This is a genomic window from Streptomyces sp. NPDC087844 (assembly GCF_044742785.1).
In the GTDB taxonomy this organism is placed as follows: Bacteria; Actinomycetota; Actinomycetes; order Streptomycetales; family Streptomycetaceae; genus Streptomyces.
On the sequence record NZ_JBIUVD010000002.1, the window covers coordinates 588616 to 608057 of the forward strand.

Annotated in this window: 17 protein-coding genes; 13 read left to right on the forward strand and 4 right to left on the reverse strand. The window is 71.1% G+C overall.

Going from position 1 to position 19442, the window contains the following annotated elements; genetic code table 11:
* The first annotated feature begins 175 nt into the window (after positions 1 to 175).
* On the forward strand, positions 176 to 913 hold the full coding sequence (locus ACIOKD_RS06230) for a ferritin-like fold-containing protein (protein WP_402078873.1): 738 nt from the start codon (positions 176 to 178) through the stop codon (positions 911 to 913).
* Positions 914 to 1086: 173 nt separating this feature from the next.
* On the opposite strand, the gene ACIOKD_RS06235 is transcribed toward ACIOKD_RS06230, so the two are convergent.
* The 4 genes from ACIOKD_RS06235 to ACIOKD_RS06250 all read right to left on the reverse strand — a co-directional run bounded on the left by ACIOKD_RS06235 (position 1087) and on the right by ACIOKD_RS06250 (position 3130).
* Positions 1087 to 1359, reverse strand: coding sequence for a hypothetical protein (locus ACIOKD_RS06235; RefSeq protein ID WP_402078876.1), 273 nt, complete (start codon positions 1357 to 1359; stop codon positions 1087 to 1089).
* 271 nt (positions 1360 to 1630) lie between these two features.
* On the reverse strand, positions 1631 to 1858 hold the full coding sequence (locus tag ACIOKD_RS06240) for a DUF3107 domain-containing protein (RefSeq protein WP_055610545.1): 228 nt from the start codon (positions 1856 to 1858) through the stop codon (positions 1631 to 1633).
* A 165-nt stretch (positions 1859 to 2023) separates the two neighbouring features.
* The gene (locus tag ACIOKD_RS06245; protein ID WP_402078880.1) at positions 2024 to 2665 is read right to left on the reverse strand and encodes a TetR/AcrR family transcriptional regulator; all 642 of its coding nucleotides are present in this window, start codon (positions 2663 to 2665) and stop codon (positions 2024 to 2026) included.
* Positions 2666 to 2905: 240 nt separating this feature from the next.
* Positions 2906 to 3130, reverse strand: coding sequence for a hypothetical protein (locus tag ACIOKD_RS06250; protein ID WP_402078883.1), 225 nt, complete (start codon positions 3128 to 3130; stop codon positions 2906 to 2908).
* Positions 3131 to 3300: 170 nt separating this feature from the next.
* Between ACIOKD_RS06250 and ACIOKD_RS06255 the strand changes: the two genes are divergently transcribed.
* The 12 genes from ACIOKD_RS06255 (at position 3301) to moeZ (ending at position 19348) form a co-directional block, all read left to right on the forward strand.
* Positions 3301 to 4290, forward strand: a complete 990-nt coding sequence (locus ACIOKD_RS06255; RefSeq protein ID WP_402078886.1) for an alpha/beta fold hydrolase — start codon at positions 3301 to 3303, stop codon at positions 4288 to 4290.
* Between the two features lie 542 nt (positions 4291 to 4832).
* Positions 4833 to 6233: a DUF3152 domain-containing protein gene (locus tag ACIOKD_RS06260; protein WP_402079238.1), complete on the forward strand. Its 1401-nt coding sequence runs from the start codon at positions 4833 to 4835 to the stop codon at positions 6231 to 6233.
* A 112-nt stretch (positions 6234 to 6345) separates the two neighbouring features.
* Positions 6346 to 6438, forward strand: a complete 93-nt coding sequence (locus ACIOKD_RS06265; RefSeq protein ID WP_402078889.1) for an Ms4533A family Cys-rich leader peptide — start codon at positions 6346 to 6348, stop codon at positions 6436 to 6438.
* A 198-nt stretch (positions 6439 to 6636) separates the two neighbouring features.
* Positions 6637 to 8361, forward strand: a complete 1725-nt coding sequence (locus tag ACIOKD_RS06270) for an ABC transporter substrate-binding protein (protein WP_402078891.1) — start codon at positions 6637 to 6639, stop codon at positions 8359 to 8361.
* Positions 8362 to 8365: 4 nt separating this feature from the next.
* Positions 8366 to 9511 (forward strand): ABC transporter permease, encoded by a 1146-nt coding sequence (locus ACIOKD_RS06275; protein ID WP_402078893.1) that lies wholly within the window; start codon positions 8366 to 8368, stop codon positions 9509 to 9511.
* The gene (locus tag ACIOKD_RS06280; protein WP_402078896.1) at positions 9508 to 10506 is read left to right on the forward strand and encodes an ABC transporter permease; all 999 of its coding nucleotides are present in this window, start codon (positions 9508 to 9510) and stop codon (positions 10504 to 10506) included. Before ACIOKD_RS06275 ends, ACIOKD_RS06280 begins: the two co-directional genes overlap by 4 nt.
* Before the next feature lie 95 nt (positions 10507 to 10601).
* Positions 10602 to 12359 (forward strand): dipeptide ABC transporter ATP-binding protein, encoded by a 1758-nt coding sequence (locus ACIOKD_RS06285; protein WP_402078899.1) that lies wholly within the window; start codon positions 10602 to 10604, stop codon positions 12357 to 12359.
* 190 nt (positions 12360 to 12549) lie between these two features.
* Positions 12550 to 14394: a DUF3492 domain-containing protein gene (locus ACIOKD_RS06290; protein ID WP_402078901.1), complete on the forward strand. Its 1845-nt coding sequence runs from the start codon at positions 12550 to 12552 to the stop codon at positions 14392 to 14394.
* A 662-nt stretch (positions 14395 to 15056) separates the two neighbouring features.
* The gene (locus ACIOKD_RS06295; protein ID WP_402079241.1) at positions 15057 to 16238 is read left to right on the forward strand and encodes a hypothetical protein; all 1182 of its coding nucleotides are present in this window, start codon (positions 15057 to 15059) and stop codon (positions 16236 to 16238) included.
* Positions 16239 to 16409: 171 nt separating this feature from the next.
* A complete protein-coding gene (locus tag ACIOKD_RS06300; protein ID WP_402078904.1) occupies positions 16410 to 17369 on the forward strand; it encodes an NAD-dependent epimerase/dehydratase family protein in 960 nt (319 codons plus the stop codon).
* Entirely contained in the window at positions 17357 to 18106 is a 750-nt protein-coding gene (locus tag ACIOKD_RS06305) for a spherulation-specific family 4 protein (RefSeq protein ID WP_402078907.1), read from the forward strand. Before ACIOKD_RS06300 ends, ACIOKD_RS06305 begins: the two co-directional genes overlap by 13 nt.
* Before the next feature lie 63 nt (positions 18107 to 18169).
* The gene (gene moeZ, locus ACIOKD_RS06310; protein ID WP_402078909.1) at positions 18170 to 19348 is read left to right on the forward strand and encodes an adenylyltransferase/sulfurtransferase MoeZ; all 1179 of its coding nucleotides are present in this window, start codon (positions 18170 to 18172) and stop codon (positions 19346 to 19348) included.
* Positions 19349 to 19442: the final 94 nt, after the last annotated feature.

Consider the following 19442-nt stretch of genomic DNA (forward strand, 5'->3'; position numbering starts at 1 on the left):
GACCGGGCATCCTCATTCGTGCGGATCCGCCGGGTTACGTAGATCAACTCAGCGAGCGCATTACCACCATACCCCGGATCCGCGCATATGCGATGGCCGATTTGGTCACGTAGTCGTCGTCACACTGATTGACCAGGGCCTTACGCCGTGCGGTGAGCGGGCTATTGTGCGCTTCATGACGACGCCTGCCAAACCTTCCGACGCCCCCGCCGAACCCACCGGAGTCGCCGCCCAGGGCTGGGCCAAGGCCTCGGTGGACCCCCAGTACCGTGCCGCTGTCGTGGATCTGATCGGGGCGCTCGCCTACGGGGAGCTGGCGGCGTTCGAGCGGCTCGCGGAGGACGCCAAACTGGCGCCGACGCTCGGGGACAAGGCGGAGCTGGCGAAGATGGCCTCGGCCGAATTTCACCACTTCGAGCAGTTGCGGGCCCGGCTGACCGAGATCGGGGCGGAGCCGACGCAGGCGATGGAGCCGTTCGTCGCCGCGCTCGACGGGTTCCACAAGCAGACCGCGCCGTCCGACTGGCTGGAAGGGCTCGTGAAGGCGTACGTCGGCGACTCGATCGCCAGTGACTTCTACCGGGAGGTCGCGGCACGGCTCGACGCCGATACGCGGCAGCTCGTGCTGGCCGTTCTGGACGACACGGGGCACGCGTCGTTCGCCATCGAGAAGGTGCGGGCCGCCATCGACGCGGATCCGCGCGTGGGCGGGCGGCTCGCTCTGTGGGCGCGGCGGTTGATGGGGGAGGCGTTGTCGCAGTCCCAACGGGTGGTCGCCGACCGGGACGCGCTGTCGACGATGCTCGTCGGCGGGGTCGCGGACGGGTTCGATCTCGCGGAGGTGGGGCGGATGTTCTCGCGGATCACCGAGGCGCACACGAAGAGGATGGCTGCGCTGGGGCTGGCCGCCTGAGCCTTTGCCCCCGGGCAGCAGCGGTTGTCGGCAGTCTGCGGGCCGGTGGGGCTTGTTCGTGCAGTTCCCCGCGCCCCGTGGAGCCCCGTGGAAGCCCTGGGGCCTCCTGGTGTTCGTCTGCGGGTTCGGTGGGGGCTTGCCGCGCAGTTCCCGGCGCCCCTTGGCGGGGCCGCTCAGACCGTTGCCGAGTGGTGGTGGCGGAGTCTTCCCGCGGGGCGTAGGAGCAGGGAGACGGAGGCTGCGGCTACGGCTGCCGCGCCGAGCATCACCGGCAGGAAGCCGGCGGATCCCAGTGCGGTGTGGGTCAGAAAGGCTCCGAAGAGGCCGCCCGCGGCGCCCGTCGGGAGGACCAGCCTGCGGACCGGCAGGCGGTGCGGCAGGCGGTGTGCCGCCGCCCAGGCCAGTGCCAGACCGAGGACGGCCGAGCCGAGCGCTTCCAAGAACATGAGAGGGGGTCCCTTCCGCACGGCTGTGTGCACTTCGGTCGTAGCCCGTCATACCCGTGACCTGCGGAATGCAACCCTCCCGTGTGGATGAGTTGTGCTCCGTCTGTGAAACGCGGACACGGAAGCGGACACGGAGCGGAAGCGGACATGGAGCGGAAGCGGACACGCAATTGGAAGGGACACGGAAGCGGACATGGGACCGGCATGGAAAAGGGGCCCGATGGCCAACGGCCTCCGGGCCCCTCTCCCGCGCTCTGCGGCGCCCTGCGTCCTACAGCGCGCTGAAGCCCACCTTGCGGGTCGTGGGCTCGCCGAGCTCCACGTAAGCGAGGCGGTCCGCCGGAACCAGGACCTTGCGGCCGTGGTCGTCCACGAGGCTGAGCAGCTGCGACTTGCCTGCCAGCGCCTCGGACACCGCGCGCTCGACCTCTTCCGGGGTCTGACCGCTCTCCAGAACGATCTCGCGGGGCGCGTGCTGCACGCCGATCTTGACCTCCACGGCTATGTCCCTCCGACGGTCACTGATGTGCGCGTATCTCCGCGCCGTACGCAGCACACATTAGCCCGGTGAGGGGACGTACATGCTCCGCCCGAGAACGCCAGGAGCGAACACCTTGTGGGAACAAAGTGGCGGTCGGCGTCGATGCGCCGAGGCGGGCCGCGGTCAGTGCTGCTCGCTGCCGTGCAGGGGGAAACCCGCGATGCCCCGCCACGCCAGCGACGTCAGCAACTGCACCGCCTGCTCGCGCGGCACGCTGCGGTCGCTGTGCAGCCAGGAGCGGGCCACCACCTGGGCGAGTCCGCCCAGGCCAGAGGCGAGCAGCATGGACTCGGCCTTCGACAGACCGGTGTCCTCCGCGATCACCTCGCAGATCGCCTCAGCGCACTCGAACGTGACCTTGTCGACCCGCTCGCGCACCGCGGGCTCGTTCGTCAGGTCCGACTCGAAGACCAGCCGGAAGGCGCCGCCCTCGTCCTCCACGTACGCGAAGTAGGCGTCCATGGTGGCCCGTACGCGCAGGCTGTTGTCCGAGGTGGACGCCAGCGCGGTCCGTACGGACAGCAGCAGTGACTCGCAGTGCTGGTCGAGCAGTGCCAGGTATAGATCCAGTTTGCCGGGGAAGTGCTGGTAGAGCACCGGCTTGCTGACGCCCGCGCGTTCGGCGATGTCGTCCATCGCGGCCGAGTGATATCCCTGAGCAACGAACACTTCCTGGGCGGCGCCGAGGAGCTGGTTGCGTCGGGCACGGCGCGGCAGGCGTGTGCCCCGCGGGCGTGCCGCCTCTGTCTGCTCGATGGCTGTCACGCCGCCTCCCAAAGTTGTCCACATGCGGTGAGCGCCGCGCGGCCATCGTACTTTTCGGTAACCGTGGTGTGCGCGGTGCGAGCGGAGAATTTCACGGACCGGACGTCGGTGGAACCGCGCAGATCGCGCCATAGGTGGTCATGGCGGGCTCGTGGGGTTCCCGGTGTCGTGCCCGGGAACGGATGCTCGGGTGTCCGGGCACGGCGGTCCGGGCGGTCGTCGGGACCGCCCGGGGCCGGTTCACCGATAGTCGTCCTCGTCGAGTTCCACGACTCTCGCCTGTTCGGCGAGGTCTCCCTCGCTGGCGTTGTCCGGGTCCGCGTCGGTCAGCCGGTCGTCCCGCCGGGGTGCGAGATCCGTCCGCTGCTCGGCGGCGTCGGCCTCGGGTGCCTCCGCGCCGATCTCGGTCGCGCCGGCGTCGTCCGTGTCCTCAAATGCCTCGGGGTCGGTGTGGTCGACAGTCATGAGTCCTCTTCCGAGCGGTGCGAGTGCGCTCTTGCGCTGGTACGAGTGCCCTCGTTCACGAAGCCTATGAGACCTGGGTTCGGGGCGCTACGCGATCGGGTTGGGCCATGGCTTGTCCCTGTGACGGCGAACACACGATCCAGCGCGTGATCGTCTCGTAACATTGCTGCATGTCTTCGACCGAACTGCCGTCAGTGCTGGCCACCTCCGTCGCGCCGAGGGTCAGTTCCGTCAGGGTGGCGGCGGGGGAACGGCTGCGCACGGTCGGGCTCCCCGGGATCACGCTGACGGTCCGTTCGAGGCCGCCGGCCAGAGAGGGACTGCCGCCCGCGCTGTACGTGCACGGGCTGGGAGGTTCCTCGCAGAACTGGTCGGCGCTGATGCCGCTCCTCGAAGGCCTCGTGGACAGCGAGGCCCTCGATCTGCCGGGCTTCGGCGACTCGCCGCCGCCGGACGACGGCGACTATTCGGTGACCGGACACGCCCGCGCGGTCATCCGCTATCTCGACGCGGCCGAGCGCGGGCCCGTGCACCTCTTCGGGAACTCACTGGGCGGCGCCGTCTCGACGCGCGTAGCCGCCGTACGACCTGATCTGGTCCGCACGCTCACGCTCGTCTCACCGGCGCTCCCCGAGGTGCGGGTGCAGCGCAGCGCGGTGCCGACGGCGTTGCTCGCCCTGCCCGGTGTGGCGGCCCTGTTCACCAGTTTGACCAAGGGCTGGACCGCCGAGCAGCGGGTACGGGGGGTCACCGCCCTCTGTTACGGGGATCCCGGCATGGTGACGCCGGAAGGGTTCCGCAACGCGGTCGAGGAGATGGAGCGGCGGCTCGCCCTTCCCTACTTCTGGGACGTCATGGCACGCTCGGCACGCGGCCTCGTGAACGCGTACACACTGGGCGGCCAGCACGGACTGTGGCGCCAGGCCGAGCGGGTGCTCGCGCCTACACTCCTTGTCTACGGAGGCCGCGATCAGCTCGTCTCGTACCGTATGGCACAGCGTGCGGCGCGTGCGTACAGGGACTCGCGGTTGCTGACATTGCCTGACGCGGGGCATGTGGCGATGATGGAGTATCCGGAGACCATGGCCACGGCCTTCCGCGAACTCCTCGCGGACACGGGCGAGTTGACCGACACCGGCGCTACCGGCGCGAGGAGCTGAAGCGGGACGTGGGACGTCACAGCCGGCGCGGGCCCGCCCCCAAGGGCGACACCGCCGATCCTCCCGCTGTTCCGGCTGCCCGGCCGCAGACGGGGACCACCGGAGCGGCGGGGCGCCGACGGCCCCCGGGCGGGCCGCAGTCCGCTACACAGACACAGACACCGACACCGGCGACGGCCACCGGGGCGCCGATGGCGCCAATGGCACCGATGGCGCCGATGGGTGGGGCACCCGCTCGGGGGGTGCCGCGTCTGCCTGAAGGATGGGTTCCGCAAGGGCCCGGGGGGCTGCCCGGTCAGGGGGGTCCGCCCGGACAGGGGGGTCTGCCTGGGCAGGGAGGCTCGCCCGGACCGGGCGTTCCGCGTCCCGGCGGACGGCCGCCCGCGGGCGGAGGCCCCCGGTATGCCGGTGGGGCTCCCGCGTACACGGACCAGTACCGGGGCGGGGCGCAGCCGGGCGGAGGGCCGCGGCTCCCCGACGGCACACCTGCCCACGGTTTCCCGCGCCTGCCCGACGGGACGCCCGCCCACGGGTTCCCCCGGCTGCCGGACGGCACCCCGGCGCACGGGTTCCCGCGTCTCCAGGACGGCACCCCGGCTCATGGCTTTCCCCGGTTGCCCGGTGGCGGTCCGGCGCAGGGCGCGTCGCGCAACGCCGACGGCACCCCGGCCCACGGCATGCCCCGTGTCCGCGGCGGTCACCCCGAGCAGCGTGAGGCGGGCGGCGGCTGGGGCGCGGCGAGGACGGACACCGGGTACGGAGTCGGCGTCGGCGGCGTCGGCGTCGGAGTTGGAGCGCCGCAGGGGTCTCCGCAGGGCTCTCCGCGCGGTCCGGGCCAGGACGCGCCGCGCGACCGGCCGGGGGCGCCGATCCCCGTCCCCGGGCAGCGGTACGCGCGGGGCGCGGCGGAGGCGAGTGGCCCGCGCAAGGCCTACGTCGACGCGTTCGGCGGGGACGGGGGCAATGGTCAGGGTGGCGGCGACGACCAGTTCGCACCGCGCGCCGCCACACCCGCGGCGGCGGCCCTGCGCGCGGACCCCTTTGCCCAGGTCCCCGACCAGGACGCGGAGGTCGAGCACAAGACACCGCCGCCCCGGGGTCCCGAGACGCCGGACACCCGTTCGGAGAAGGCCAAGGGCGGCAAGGGCCGTGCCTTCACCGGCATCGCGGCCGCGGCCGTCACCACCGTGCTGGCCGTCGTCGTGGCGGGCCAGGTCGCCGACGGCGGTGAGGACGACTCCGCGCGCTCGCAGGCGGCCGGCGGCGCCGACCGGGAGGTCAAGGACTCCGCGTCGCGCACCGACAAGCGGCCGGCGCCCTCCACGAAACCGCGCGCGGTGGCGCTGTCGTACGCCCAGCAGATGGCGGCGAAATACCCCCTGGCAGCCAAACTCAAGGGCGGCGGGAAATTCGACGCGATCACCGGCTTCGACAAGGCGCCGGGAACCGGACAGAAATACAGTTACCGCGTCGACGTGGAGAAATCCCTCGGCCTCGACGGAAAGCTCTTCGCGCAGGCCGTGCAGAAAACCCTGAACGACAAGCGGAGTTGGGCGCACGGCGGCGGCCGTACCTTCGAGCGGATTTCCTCCGGAAAGCCCGACTTCGTCATCACGCTCGCCAGTCCCGGCACCACCGCGTTCTGGTGCGCCAAGTCGGGTCTCGACACCACCGAGGACAACGTCTCCTGCGACTCGGCCGCCACCGACCGCGTGATGATCAACGCATACCGCTGGGCTCAGGGCTCCGAGACGTACGGGGACAAGATGTACTCGTACCGGCAGATGCTGATCAACCACGAGGTGGGGCACCGGCTCGGGTACGGGCATGTGAGCTGCAGTGTCGACGGCGGGCTCGCCCCCGTCATGCAGCAGCAGACCAAGTTCCTGAACCACGACGGGATCAAGTGTCTGCCCAACCCGTGGCCGTTCCCGTCGAGTTGAGCGGGCGTGCCGCGGGGGCGGCCGGGGCGGCGGCCGGAGAGCGGTCGAGGGGTGGTCGGGAGACGGACGGCTCACATTGACAGGCGGGGAAAGTTCGTTCATATTTTCTCGCATGTCGCCTCGTCACGTCTCCGCACGCGCAGCCCTTGAGCTGGCGCTGTTCGGCGTGACCGCGCTCTGCGTGGCCGACATTCACTGTCGCTGACCCTCGCCCCTGGCGCGCGTCGGCGTTCTCTCGTCATTTCACCGGCACCGGAATCACGGTGCCGAGTGTTTTCCGGAGTGCTCTCGTACTTTCGTACTCTCGTGCCGGCGTGCCCTCGGGGCGATTCCGCGATCACTTCCTCACGCCGTGCCCTGTTCGCGCGCGGTATTCGCCGAATTCTCCGAGGGGTTTCCTCCCATGCGCCGATCGTCCGTCACAGCGCGCCGTCTGGCCGCCGTATCCGTCAGCCTCGCCGTGGCAGCGGGTGCAGTCGCCTGCGGGCCAAAGGACAACGATGCCAAGGCCACGTCCGGCGGCGCGGACGCGAAGCCGGCCAAGGGCGGCACCCTCACGGTCCTGAACTCCAGCCCGCAGCAGGACTTCGACCCCGCCCGGCTCTACACCTCCGGCGGCGGCAACGTCCCGTCGCTCGTCTTCCGTACGCTCACCACGCGCAACCGCGAGGACGGGGCCGAGGGCGCCGAGGTCGTCCCCGACCTCGCCACGGACACCGGCAGACCCAGCGAGAACGCGACTGTGTGGACGTACACGCTGAAGAAGGGCCTCAAGTACGAGGACGGCAGCGCGATCACCTCGGCCGACATCAAGTACGGCATCGAGCGGTCCTTCGCAGCCGAACTCTCCGGCGGCGCGCCCTACCTGCGGGACTGGCTGATCGGCGGGGCCGACTACCAGGGGCCCTACAAGGACAAGAAGGGCCTCGACTCCATCGAGACTCCCGACGAGCGGACCATCGTCTTCCGCCTGAACAAACCCGAGGGTGAGTTCCCGTACCTCGCCACGCAGACGCAGTTCGCGCCCGTCCCGAAGGCCGAGGACACCGGTACGAAGTACGAGGAGCACCCGGTCTCGTCCGGCCCGTACAAGGTGGTCAGGAACGAGAACGACGGCGAGCGGCTGACCCTGGAGCGCAACACGCACTGGTCCGCGTCGACGGACGCCGAGCGCAAGGCCTACCCCGACAGGATCGACGTACGCTCCGGGCTCGACTCGTCCGTCATCAACCAGCGGCTGTCCTCCTCGCAGGGCGCGGACGCCGCCGCCGTGACCGCCGACACGAACCTCGGACCCGCCGAACTCGCCAAGGTCAGCGGTGACAAGGAGCTGGCCGCGCGGGTCGGCACCGGGCACTTCGGCTACACGAACTACATCGCCTTCAACCCGAAGGTGAAGCCGTTCGACGACCCGAAGGTGCGCCAGGCGATCTCGTACGCCATCGACCGCACCTCCGTGATCAACGCGGCGGGCGGGTCCTCGCTGGCCGAGCCCGCGACGACGTACCTGCCGAACCAGAAGTCCTTCGGTTACACCGCGTACGACCACTTCCCGGCGGGCAAGTCCGGCAACGCGGCCAAGGCCAGGGAACTGCTGAAGGAGGCCGGGCACGCGAAGGGCCTGACCGTGACGCTCACCCATTCCAACGCCAAGGACTTCGAGACCAGCCCCGAGATAGCGACCGCGATCCAGGACGCCCTGAAGAAGGCCGGTATCACCGTCAAGCTCCAGGGCCTGGAGGACAACGACTACAGCGACAAGATCCACAACGCGAAGACCGAGCCCGGCTTCTTCCTCGCGCACTGGGGTGCCGACTGGCCCTCGGGCGGCCCCTTCCTGGCCCCGATCTTCGACGGCCGTCAGATCGTCGAAGACGGCGCCAACTTCAACACCGGCTTCCTCGACGACACGTCGGTCAACGCCGAGATCGACGCGATCAACAAGCTGACCGACCTCGACGAGGCCGCCACCCGCTGGGGCGCGCTCGACAAGAAGATCGGCGAGCAGGCGCTGACCGTGCCGCTGTTCCACCCGGTCTACAAGCGGCTGTACGGCAAGGACGTCAAGAACATCGTGATCAGCGACTGGACCGGGGTGCTGGACATCTCGCAGGTCTCGGTGAAGTAGCGCCGTGAGCGAAGTACTTGTCGCTTCCCGGGCCCCCGGGGGAACGGACCTTTCCGTTCCCCCGGGGGCCTCGGGGGCTCGTCAGTTCTGGCGGCGGCTGCGCGCACAGCGCGCCGCCCTCGTCGCGGCGGCCGTCGTCGTCGCCCTCGTCCTGATCGCGCTCGCCGCGCCGCTGCTCACCGCGATCGAGGGTCAGGATCCGACCACGTACCACCCGGATCTGATCGATTCCGCGCGCGGCGGTGTGCCCGTCGGACCGTTCGGCGGCATCAGCGGCGAACACTGGCTCGGCGTCGAGCCGCAGACCGGCCGCGACCTGTTCGCACGGCTCGTGTACGGAGCCCGCGTCTCGCTGGGTGTCGCGCTGGCGGCGACCGTCGTGCAGATCGTCATCGGGGTGGTGGTCGGTGTCGCGGCCGCGCTCGGGACCCGCTGGGTCGACCAGTTGCTGAGCCGGTTCACCGACATCATCGTCGCCCTGCCGCTGATGATCATGTCGTTGGCGCTGCTCGCGATCGTGCCGTCGGGTTTCCCGCGGCCCGTCCTGGTCGCGGGTGTCATCGGCCTGATCGCCTGGGGCAACATCGCGAAGATCGTGCGCGCGCAGACGCTCACCCTCAAAGGGCTGGACTATGTCTCCGCCGCCCGGCTCAGTGGCTGGGGCACCTGGCGGATCGCCCGGCGCGAACTGCTGCCGGGACTCGCGGCGCCCGTCATCACGTACGCCGCGATCCTCATCCCGTCGAACATCAGCGTCGAGGCGGCCCTGTCCTTCCTCGGCGTCGGTGTGAAGCCGCCGACACCGTCGTGGGGGCAGATGCTCACCGCCGCCGACGTCTGGTACCAGGCCGCACCGCAGTACCTACTGCTGCCGGCGGGCGCGCTCTTCGTGACAGTGGTCGCGCTGACGGTCCTCGGCGACGGGGTCCGTACGGCCCTCGATCCGCGCGCGGCCTCGCGCCTGCGGGTCGGGACGGGGCGCAGGCGGGAGGCCAAGGTGGCTGGGGCAGCTGGGGCAGCTGGGGTGGTCGGGGTGGTTGCGACCTGTGAGGCCATAGAGGCCGCGGAGGTGGCGGAGGTGGCGGAGGTGGCTGAGGCCGCGGATGTGACCGGAAGGTCCGGCGGGTCGGTGCGGGGAGGTGTCTCATGAGTGGGTTCACGGGATTCGTCCTGCGCCGGATCGTCGGCGTCCTGATCACCCTGTTCGCCATTTCGGTGATCATCTACGTCGTCTTCTACGTCACCCCCGGCAACGTCGCCCAGATCACCTGCGGTCCGCGCTGCTCGCCCGCCCAGGTCCAGCAGGTCGCCGACCAACTGCGCCTCGACGACCCGCTGTACGTGCGCTACTGGCACTTCCTGGAAGGGCTCGTCACCGGCCAGGACTACTCGACCGGCACCGCCGTGCAGCACTGTCCGGCGCCCTGCCTCGGGCTGTCGTACCAGAGCGACCAGCAGGTCACCGAGCTGATCCTCACGAAGCTACCGGTCAGTTTGTCGCTGGTGTTCGGGTCGATGGTGGTGTGGCTGATCCTCGGCGTCGGCACCGGCGTGCTCTCGGCGTGGCGGCGGGGGCGGCTTACCGAGCGGGTGCTGACCGGCGTCACGCTTGTGGGCGTGGCCACACCCGTCTTCGTCATCGGCCTGGTTCTGATGATCGTCGTCTGCGGCGAACTGGAGCTGCTGCCGTTCCCGCAGTACGTGAACCTCACCGACGACCCCGAACAATGGGCGTGGAACCTGTTGCTGCCCTGGCTCTCCCTCGCGCTCATCGAGGCCGCCGCGTTCGCCCGGCTGACCAGGTCGTCGATGCTGGAGACACTGGCCGAGGACCACATCCGGACCTTCCGGGCGTACGGCGTCGGCGAGCGCTCGGTCATCTGGCGGCACGCGTTGCGCGGAGCGTTCGCCCCGGTCATCGCGCTGAACGCCAACAACGTCGGTTCGGCCGTCGGCGGCGCGGTCCTCACCGAGACGCTCTTCGGGCTGCCCGGCATCGGAAGGGAACTGGTCCACGCCGTCGATGTCGTCGACCTCCCCGTGGTCGTCGGGATGGTCCTGGTCGTCGGCTTCTTCGTCGTCATCGCCAACGCCCTCGCGGACGTGCTCTACGCGGTGGCCGACCGACGGGTGGTACTGGCATGAGTGCGGTGAATACCGGGAGTGCAGAGAGTGGTGCAGAGAGTGCAGGGGGTAGTGCCGGGAGTGCAGGGGGTACAGGGAGTGCATCGGGTGCCGGCGTGAGTCTGGTCGAAGTGGCCGATCTGACCGTCGGGTTCGGTGCACTGCGGGCCGTGGACGGGCTCTCCTTCCGTCTTGAGCGGGGCGCCGCGCTCGCGCTGGTCGGGGAGTCCGGCTCGGGCAAGTCCACGGTCGCTTCGGCCCTGCTGGGGCTGCACCGGGGCACGGGCGCGTACGTCGGCGGCTCGGTCGAGGTCGCCGGGGTCGACGTACAGCGGGCGTCGGACGACGAACTGCGGCGGCTGCGCGGCGCGCGGGCCGCGATGGTCTTCCAGGACCCGCTGTCGTCCCTCGACCCGTACTACGCGATCGGGGACCAGATCGCCGAGGTGTACCGCGTGCACACGCGTGCGTCGCGGCGGGCGGCACGCGCGCGTGCCGTGGAGGTGCTGGACCGTGTCGGGATTCCGGACGCGGGCCGGCGGTCCCGTTCGCGCCCGCACGAGTTCAGCGGAGGGATGCGTCAGCGTGGGCTGATCGCGATGGCGCTGGCCTGCGAGCCCGACCTGCTGATCGCCGACGAGCCGACCACCGCGCTGGACGTGACCGTCCAGGCCCAGATCCTGGACCTGCTGCACACGCTGCGGGAGGAGACCGGAATGGGTCTCCTGCTCGTCACGCACGACGTGGGCGTCGCCGCCGGAAGCGTCGACGAGATCCTGGTCATGCGGCACGGGCGGGTGGTCGAACACGGCCCTGTCGCCACGGTCCTCGGAGCGCCCGCGCAGCCCTATACGCGTGAACTGCTGGGCGCGGTCCCACGGGTGGACGTGCCGCGCGTGGATGTACCGGGAATGGATGTACAGCGCGTGGATGTACCGGGAATGGACGTACAGCGCGTGGATGCACCGGGAGCGCGCGGGCCGCGCGCGGTGTCCGCCGAGGGTGCGCCGGTCACGGCGACCGGGGGCACGGCCTCCGGCGACACAGCATCCGTGAGCACGGCATCCGGTGCGGCGGCGGGCGAGGTCGTGCTGGAAGCGGTCGGGCTGCGGCGCGAGTTCGGGCGCGGGAAGCGCGCGTTCGCGGCCGTCGACGACGTGTCGCTCACGGTCCGCCGGGGTGAGACGCTCGGCATCGTGGGCGAGAGCGGCAGCGGCAAGACGACGCTGGGCCGCATGCTGGTCGGCCTGCTGGAACCGACGGCGGGACGCATCAGCCCCGGCGGCGGGGTACGCCCCGACGTGCAGATGGTCTTCCAGGACCCCGTCTCCTCCCTCAACCCCCGGCGCAGCGTGGGCGAGTCGATCGCCGACCCTCTTCGGGCGCGGGGCGAGCGAGACGAAGGGGGCATACGGGGGCGCGTACGGGAACTGTTGGAGCGGGTGGGGCTCGAAGGGGCGCACTACGACCGCTACCCGCACGAGTTCAGCGGCGGCCAGCGCCAACGCGTGGGCATCGCGCGGGCCCTGGCCGCCGACCCGCGGGTCATCGTGTGCGACGAACCGGTCTCCGCGCTCGACGTCACCACCCAGGCCCAGGTGGTCGCCCTACTCGGCGAACTGCGGCGGGAACTCGGCCTCGCCCTGGTCTTCGTGGCACACGACCTCGCCGTCGTACGCCAGGTCAGCGACCGCGTAGCGGTGATGCGCAGCGGTCGGATCGTCGAGCACGGCCCCGTCGACGAGGTCTACGAGTCGCCCCGGGACCCGTACACACGGCAGTTGCTCGCCGCCGTCCCCGCGTTGGATCCGGCGGTCGCGGCCGCCCGTCGCGCGACCCGTCGAGCCGCCCGTCAACAACTGGCCGCCGTATGACGAAACGTGTCCGGTTGATCTCCTAGCGCGACGAAACGCGACCCGCACGGGAAAGTTACGACCGTTCACCCCTTCTGGTGGTGCGATGGACAACCGTCCATCGCACCACCGCCATGTCCGCATACGTTCGTCCCGCTGCGAGCCGCCGGGTCAACGGCGGCTCCCCACACGGGAGATCGGGAGTGCGGTCGTGCGCATAGGACTGCTTACGGAGGGTGGCTATCCGTATGTGAGCGGTGAGGCCAGGCTCTGGTGCGACCGGCTCGTGCGCGGGCTCGGACAGCACGAGTTCGACATCTACGCGCTGAGCCGCAGCGAGCAGCAGGAGGACGAGGGCTGGATCCGGCTCCCCTCCCAGGTCAGCCGTGTGCGCACCGCCCCGCTCTGGACGGCGAACGACGACGGCGTCGCCTACGGGCGACGGGCCCGGCGCCGATTCGCCGAGTGCTACGAAGAGTTGGCGGCGGCCCTGTGCGCCGCCGACGCACTCGGCGGTGCCGCGTCCCATGCGGTGTCCGATGCCGCGTCCGGTCCGGCGTCCGATGCGGCGTCCGGGGTTCTCGCCGGAGCCGAGGGGCGGGCTGAGGGGCGGGCCGAGGGGGCCTCGGCCGGTACGGCGGACCGTTTCGGCAGCGCGTTGTACGGGCTCGCCGAACTGGCCCGGGACGAGGGTGGCATGGTCGGCGCCCTTCGCTCCGAGTCCGCGGTGCGCGCCCTCGAACGCGCCTGCCGCGCGCCCGGCGCACTGCGCGCCGCGCGCACCGCCCGCGTGCCGGATCTGCTCACCGTCGCCGCCGAGGTGGAGCGCGCGCTGCGCCCCCTCTCCCTCGACTGGTACGGCGACGACGGGCTCGGCTCGGTCGACCTCTGCCACGCCACGTCCGGCGGCGCCGCGGCCCTGCCGGGACTGCTCGCCCGCCACTTCTCGGGCGTACCGCTGCTGGTGACGGAGTACGGAGTACAACTGCGGGCGCACTATCTGGGCCCGCGGGAGGATCTTCGGGGGCACGCCGCGTCGGCACCGGCACGGGCCCTGCTGGCGGCGTTCCACGGCCGGCTCGCCGCGGAGGCCTACCGGCAGGCCACGGTCATCACGCCCGGCAACACACACGCCCGTCGCTGGCAGGAGCGCTGCGGCGCCGACCGGACCAGGATCCGTACCGTCTATCCCGGCATGGAGGCGTCCCGCTTCTCGGAGGTGGGCGAGAGGGCCGAACACGCCGACCCGTACACCCTGGTGTGGGTCGGGCGCATCGAGCCCGCCAAGGACCTGATCTCGCTGCTGCACGCCTTCGCGTCGATCCGGAAGGAGGAGCCGAAGGCGCGGCTGCGGATCGTCGGCGCGCCCGCCGAAGGACCGGAGGGCGCGACCTATCTGGCGCAGTGCAAGGCCCTGGCCGCCCAACTCTTCCCTGACGAGGCCGCCGGTGTGTACGCCGTCGGCGACAACCCGGTCTCCTTCGAGGAGATCGGCGGACCGGACGTACCGACCCTCCCCGAGGCCTACGCGGCGGGCGCCCTCGTCGTCCTGTCCAGCGTCGTCGAGGGCTTCCCCATCAGCCTCGTCGAAGCGATGTTCTCCGGGCGTGCCACGGTGTCCACGGACGTCGGCGCGGTCGTCGAGGTCATCGGCGGTACGGGGCTCGTGGTCCCGCCGCGCAATCCGCGAGCGCTCGCCGAGGCCTGCGTCGCCCTGCTGCGTGACCCGGAGCGCCGGTCGCGCCTCGGCGCCGCCGCCCGTGCCCGAGCCCTGGAACTGTTCACCGTTGAGCAGAACATCATGGCATTTCACAGCATTTACCTCGATATCATCTCGCGCTGTCCAGTCCGGCGGGTCGGGGTCGACGCGTCGGGCGAACCTCTTCCGTTCGCCATACCCGTCGAGGCGCAGGTGCCGGGCCGGTGGCCGGAACCGGGGACGCGGCCGGTGGCCGGGAGACCGAGCCCGGGCTGGGCGGCAGGACCGCCGGTACGGGGTGTCCCGCTGGGGCTCGCTCCGGGCGAGCCGGTGCCCGTGGGAGAGGGGGCGTGGTGAACGCGCGACGGATCGGAGCAGCCGACCGGACCACCGGCGGCGCCACCGAGGACACGGAGGCCGGGCCGTCGGTAGACCTCGGGGACTCGCGGGCCATGAGCGCCGAGGTGGGCGAGATCAAGGTGGTCGACATCCAGCCCGGCGAGACCCGCGTGGTCGACGTGCAGCTGGGCGAGTCGAGAATCGCGGACGCACGCCCGGGCGAACCGGGGTCGGCGGGCTCGCGGCCCAGCTGGTCGAAGGGCTCGGCCACCCGGCCTGACGAGACACGCGCCGCGCATGGACGGCAGGAGTTCGAGCGGGGATCGCAGCGGGGCTCCCTGCCGGGGCCTCAGCCGGAATCTCGGCAGGGACCGCAGCAGGGACCGCAGCAGGGACCGCAGCAGGAACCGCAGCAGGGGTCCTCGACGGCGACGTATGCCCGGCTGGCGTGGGACGCCGTGACGGTCACGGCGGAGACTTCCCCTTCGGCTGCGGACCGGCAGGTTTCCGACCCACTGCTTCCCGACCAGAAGGCTGCCGACCAGAAAGTTGCCGACCAGCAGGTTCCCGGCCCGCGGGTTCCCGAGGGGCAGGCTGCCGTACAGCAGGCCTTTGACCGGCGGATTTCCGACCGGCGGATTTCCGAACGAGAAATCTCCGACCGGCAGGCTCCTGGTCCGGTGGACACGGCCGTTGTCCCCGGCTCGGTTCACGGCCAGGTCGGCGAACAGCTCAGCGAGCCGGCCGCCGACGACCGCACGCCCTCCGCCCGTCGCGGTGCCGCCGACCCGGTGAAGGCCCTGATGCACCGCCATCGGCAGCTGTGCGAGCGCGCGGTGGACCCACTGGAGATCGCGGCGGCCCTGGAGGCGCACGGCGTGACCGACCGGACCGCCACCCACTTCCGGCACCGGGACGTCTTCTCCCTCGCGGAGGAGATGTACGCGCGAGTACCCCGCGCCGGCGACACCGCACCGCGGCCCGAGACACGCGACATCCCCAGAGCGCATGCCGACTGGGCCGTGCGCACACTGCTGCCGGGCGCCCTCTGCGCGGCGGTCGTGACCGGACTGCGGTACACCGAAGGCCGTCCGCGCCTCGCGGTGACCGTCGTCGGCGTACTGGCCGTGGCCCTCGCGGTGCGCGCGGCCCGCAGCCGCGGCCCCCTGCACGCCACGCGGCCCTGGTCCCCTACACCGTCCACGCGCGCGTGGACCTACTGGCTCGTCGCCTACGCCCTCCTCGGCGACGGCCTGCTCGCCGCCGCCATCGAGGGCGGTCCCGACGGACCGCCCACCGGCAGCCCCGGCAGCTCCTGGCCGATCGCCCTCGCGTCCGTCCTGGCCCTGAGCGTGGCCTGCGCCCCGGCGGCCTGGTGCGCCCACCTCTTCGCCGTACGCGCCCGCCGTCGCCTGGCCACCAGCCGCGCCCTGGAGGATTTCGCATCCTCCGTGAAACCCCTGCTCCTGGGCGTGTTCGTGCTGTTCCTCTGCATCCTCGGCGGCCTGCTCGCCCTGTGCGGAGCGGTACTGGACGAGCGCGTCGCGTACGCCGGGGCCGGCGCCCTCGGCGCACTGCTCCTGCTCGCCCGGCTTCTCACCGTGCACGGATTCAGGCGCGCCCCTGCCGTCATGCTCGCGGCCGCGGGCGTAGCCGAGGCGGTGGCCCTTCTGAGCGTCTTCGGCAGCCGCCTCCCCGGCTGCGAGGCGCTGGCCGTGCCCGTCGAGACCGTGACCGACGCATGGGGAGCGGGCGCCGTCCCGGCTCTCGTGTGCGGGGCCGCGGCGCTCGTCCTCCTGCTCCACGCGACCAGGACCCTCACCCGGGCCTCCACCCATGCGGCACACGGCGACGCACTGTGAACCGCCACCGACTCCCGGCCCCAGGAGGTTCGTGATGGATCTCCGCGCCGGGCACACCCCTTCCCGCGGGGCCGACACCGCGGGCCTTCCGTACGACCCACGGCAACACCCTGAAGGAGAACGCCAGATGATCACCCTCCGCATCGGAGAGTCCGCCCCGGGAGCCGCCCGATGAGGGTGCTGCTGATCGGTGCCAACGGATACCTGGGCCGTTTCGTCGCCGACCGTCTCCTCGCGGACCCGGCCGTGCAGCTCACCGCGCTCGGCCGGGGTGACGACGCGGACGTACGCTTCGACCTCGCCAGCGGCAGCCCGGGGGCGCTCACCCGCTTCCTGGACGCGGTGCACCCCGGGGTCGTCGTCAACTGCGCCGGTGCCACCCGCGGCGGTGCCCGCGAGCTCACCCGGCACAACACCGTCGCCGTCGCCACCGTCTGTGAGGCACTGCGCCGCAGTGGGTGCGGGGCACGCCTCGTACAGATCGGCTGCGGCGCGGAGTACGGGCCCAGCCAGCCCGGCTCCTCCACGGCCGAGGACGCCGTGCCCCGCCCCGGTGGCCCCTACGGCGTGAGCAAGCTCGCCGCCACCGAACTGGTCCTGGGCTCCGGCCTGGACGCCGTCGTCCTGCGGGTGTTCTCGCCGTGCGGACCCGGCACCCCGGCGGGCTCCCCGCTCGGGCGGCTCGCCGAAGCCATGCGCCGCGCCATGCAGTCCGGTGACGGCGACCTCAAACTCGCCGGCCTCGGTGTCCAGCGTGACTTCATCGACGTACGCGACGTCGCCCGTGCCGTCCATGCCGCCTCCCTCTCCGCCGCGCAGGGCGTCATCAACATCGGATCCGGTCGGGCCGTACGTCTGCGCGACGCCGCCTCCGTCCTCGCGCGCGTCGCCGGCTACGGGGGAGCCCTCCACGAGCTCGACGGGATTCCCGGCTCCGCCAGGCCATCCATCGGCCACCCCCGGTCCGAAACAGAGCACACGGCCCCGGCCGCGTACCCCTACCCGGACGGCTGCGGCAGCTGGCAGCAGGCCGACGTGCGCACCGCACGCGACCGGCTCGGCTGGCGCCCCCGGATCAACCTTGAGGAATCCCTCGCCGACATCTGGATGGAGGCCGCATGTCGTATCTGACCAGCACACCGACGGGCACCGCGAGCACGGACCTGAGGATCGGCTTCGGCGTCCCCGGCTATGCGCACCCCCTGGTCGCCCCGGTCGAATGGGGCCGGCTCACCCGCCCAGGGACCCCCTTGGACTGGGTGGTCCTGAACGTCTCCGACGGCCCCGGCGCCCGCCCCGACCCCCACTGTCTGGAAGCCGCCGGACGCCTGCGCAACGCGGGCGTCCGCGTGCTCGGCCACCTGGACGTGACCTACGGCGCACGCGCCTTCGGTGAACTCGTCTCCGAGGCACACCGCTATCTCGACTGGTACCAGGTCGACGGCTTCCTGCTGGACCGCTGTCCCACGGAGCGGACAGCGCTCCCGGAGATCCGGCGCACGGCCGACACCCTGCGGGCGCTCCTCGGCGACGGCCACATCGTCCTCGGCCACGGCACCCACCCGTATCCCGGTTACGCCGAGACCGCCGACCAGCTGGTGACCTTCTCCGGGCCCTGGAGCGACTACCGCTGGTCGCAGGTGGCGGAGTGGACCGCCGAATACCCGCCCGAGCGCTTCTGCCACTTCGTCCACGGCATGCCCCGAGGGCATCTCGACGAGGCTCTGCGCATCGCCCGCTGGCAGGGCGCCTCGACGATCTACTTCACCGACCGCACGGACCGGGGAGGCGCGGCCGACCCCTGGGAGAGTCTGCCCGGCTACTGGGACGAACTCGTCTCGCGGATCGGAACGGGTGTCTCGGAATGAAGAAGGGCGTGGCAGTGTTACCGGGAGAACAACTGTAGTGATTGACCGACCAACGGAGTCCCCGTGTCGCTGCCACCCCTGGTCGAGCCAGCTGCTGAGCTCACCGTAGACGAGGTCCGCAGGTACTCCCGCCACCTGATCATCCCCGACGTGGGCATGGACGGGCAGAAGCGGCTGAAGAACGCCAAGGTGCTCTGTGTGGGCGCCGGCGGCCTGGGCTCGCCGGCGCTGATGTACCTGGCCGCCGCAGGCGTGGGCACGCTCGGCATCGTGGAGTTCGACGAGGTCGACGAGTCGAACCTGCAGCGCCAGATCATCCACAGCCAGGCGGACATCGGCCGCTCCAAGGCGGCATCGGCCCGCGACAGCGTGCTCGGCATCAACCCCTATGTGAACGTGGTCCTGCACGAAGAGCGGCTCGAAGCCGAGAACGTGATGGACATCTTCAGCCAGTACGACCTGATCGTCGACGGCACGGACAACTTCGCGACCCGTTACCTGGTCAACGACGCGTGCGTGCTGCTCAACAAACCGTACGTCTGGGGCTCGATCTACCGCTTCGACGGCCAGGCCTCCGTCTTCTGGTCCGAGCACGGGCCCTGCTACCGCTGCCTCTACCCGGAGCCCCCGCCCCCCGGCATGGTCCCCTCCTGCGCCGAGGGCGGCGTCCTGGGCGTGCTGTGCGCGTCCATCGGCTCCATCCAGGTCAACGAGGCCATCAAGCTCCTCGCGGGCATCGGTGAGCCGCTCCTCGGCCGCCTGATGATCTACGACGCCCTGGAGATGCAGTACCGCCAGGTCAAGGTCCGCAAGGACCCGAACTGCGCGGTCTGCGGCGAGAACCCCACCGTCACCGAGCTCATCGACTACGAGGCCTTCTGCGGCGTCGTCTCCGAAGAGGCCCAGGAGGCGGCCGCCGGCTCGACGATCACTCCCAAGCAGCTCAAGGAGTGGATCGACGACGGCGAGAACATCGAGATCATCGACGTCCGCGAGATCAACGAGTACGAGATCGTCTCGATCCCCGGCGCCAAGCTGATCCCGAAGAACGAGTTCCTCATGGGCACCGCCCTGGCGGCCCTGCCGCAGGACAAGAAGATCGTCCTGCACTGCAAGACGGGCGTCCGCAGCGCGGAGGTCCTCGCGGTCCTCAAGTCGGCCGGATTCTCGGACGCCGTGCACGTGGGCGGCGGCGTGATCGGCTGGGTCAACCAGATCGAGCCGGAGAAGCCGATCTACTAGCCATACCCCGCAAGGACGAACCCTGTACGGAGAGGGGCTCGGCACCGCGTGTGCCGGGCCCCTTCCCGTCATCCGGGCGGGGGCGGCCGGGGCC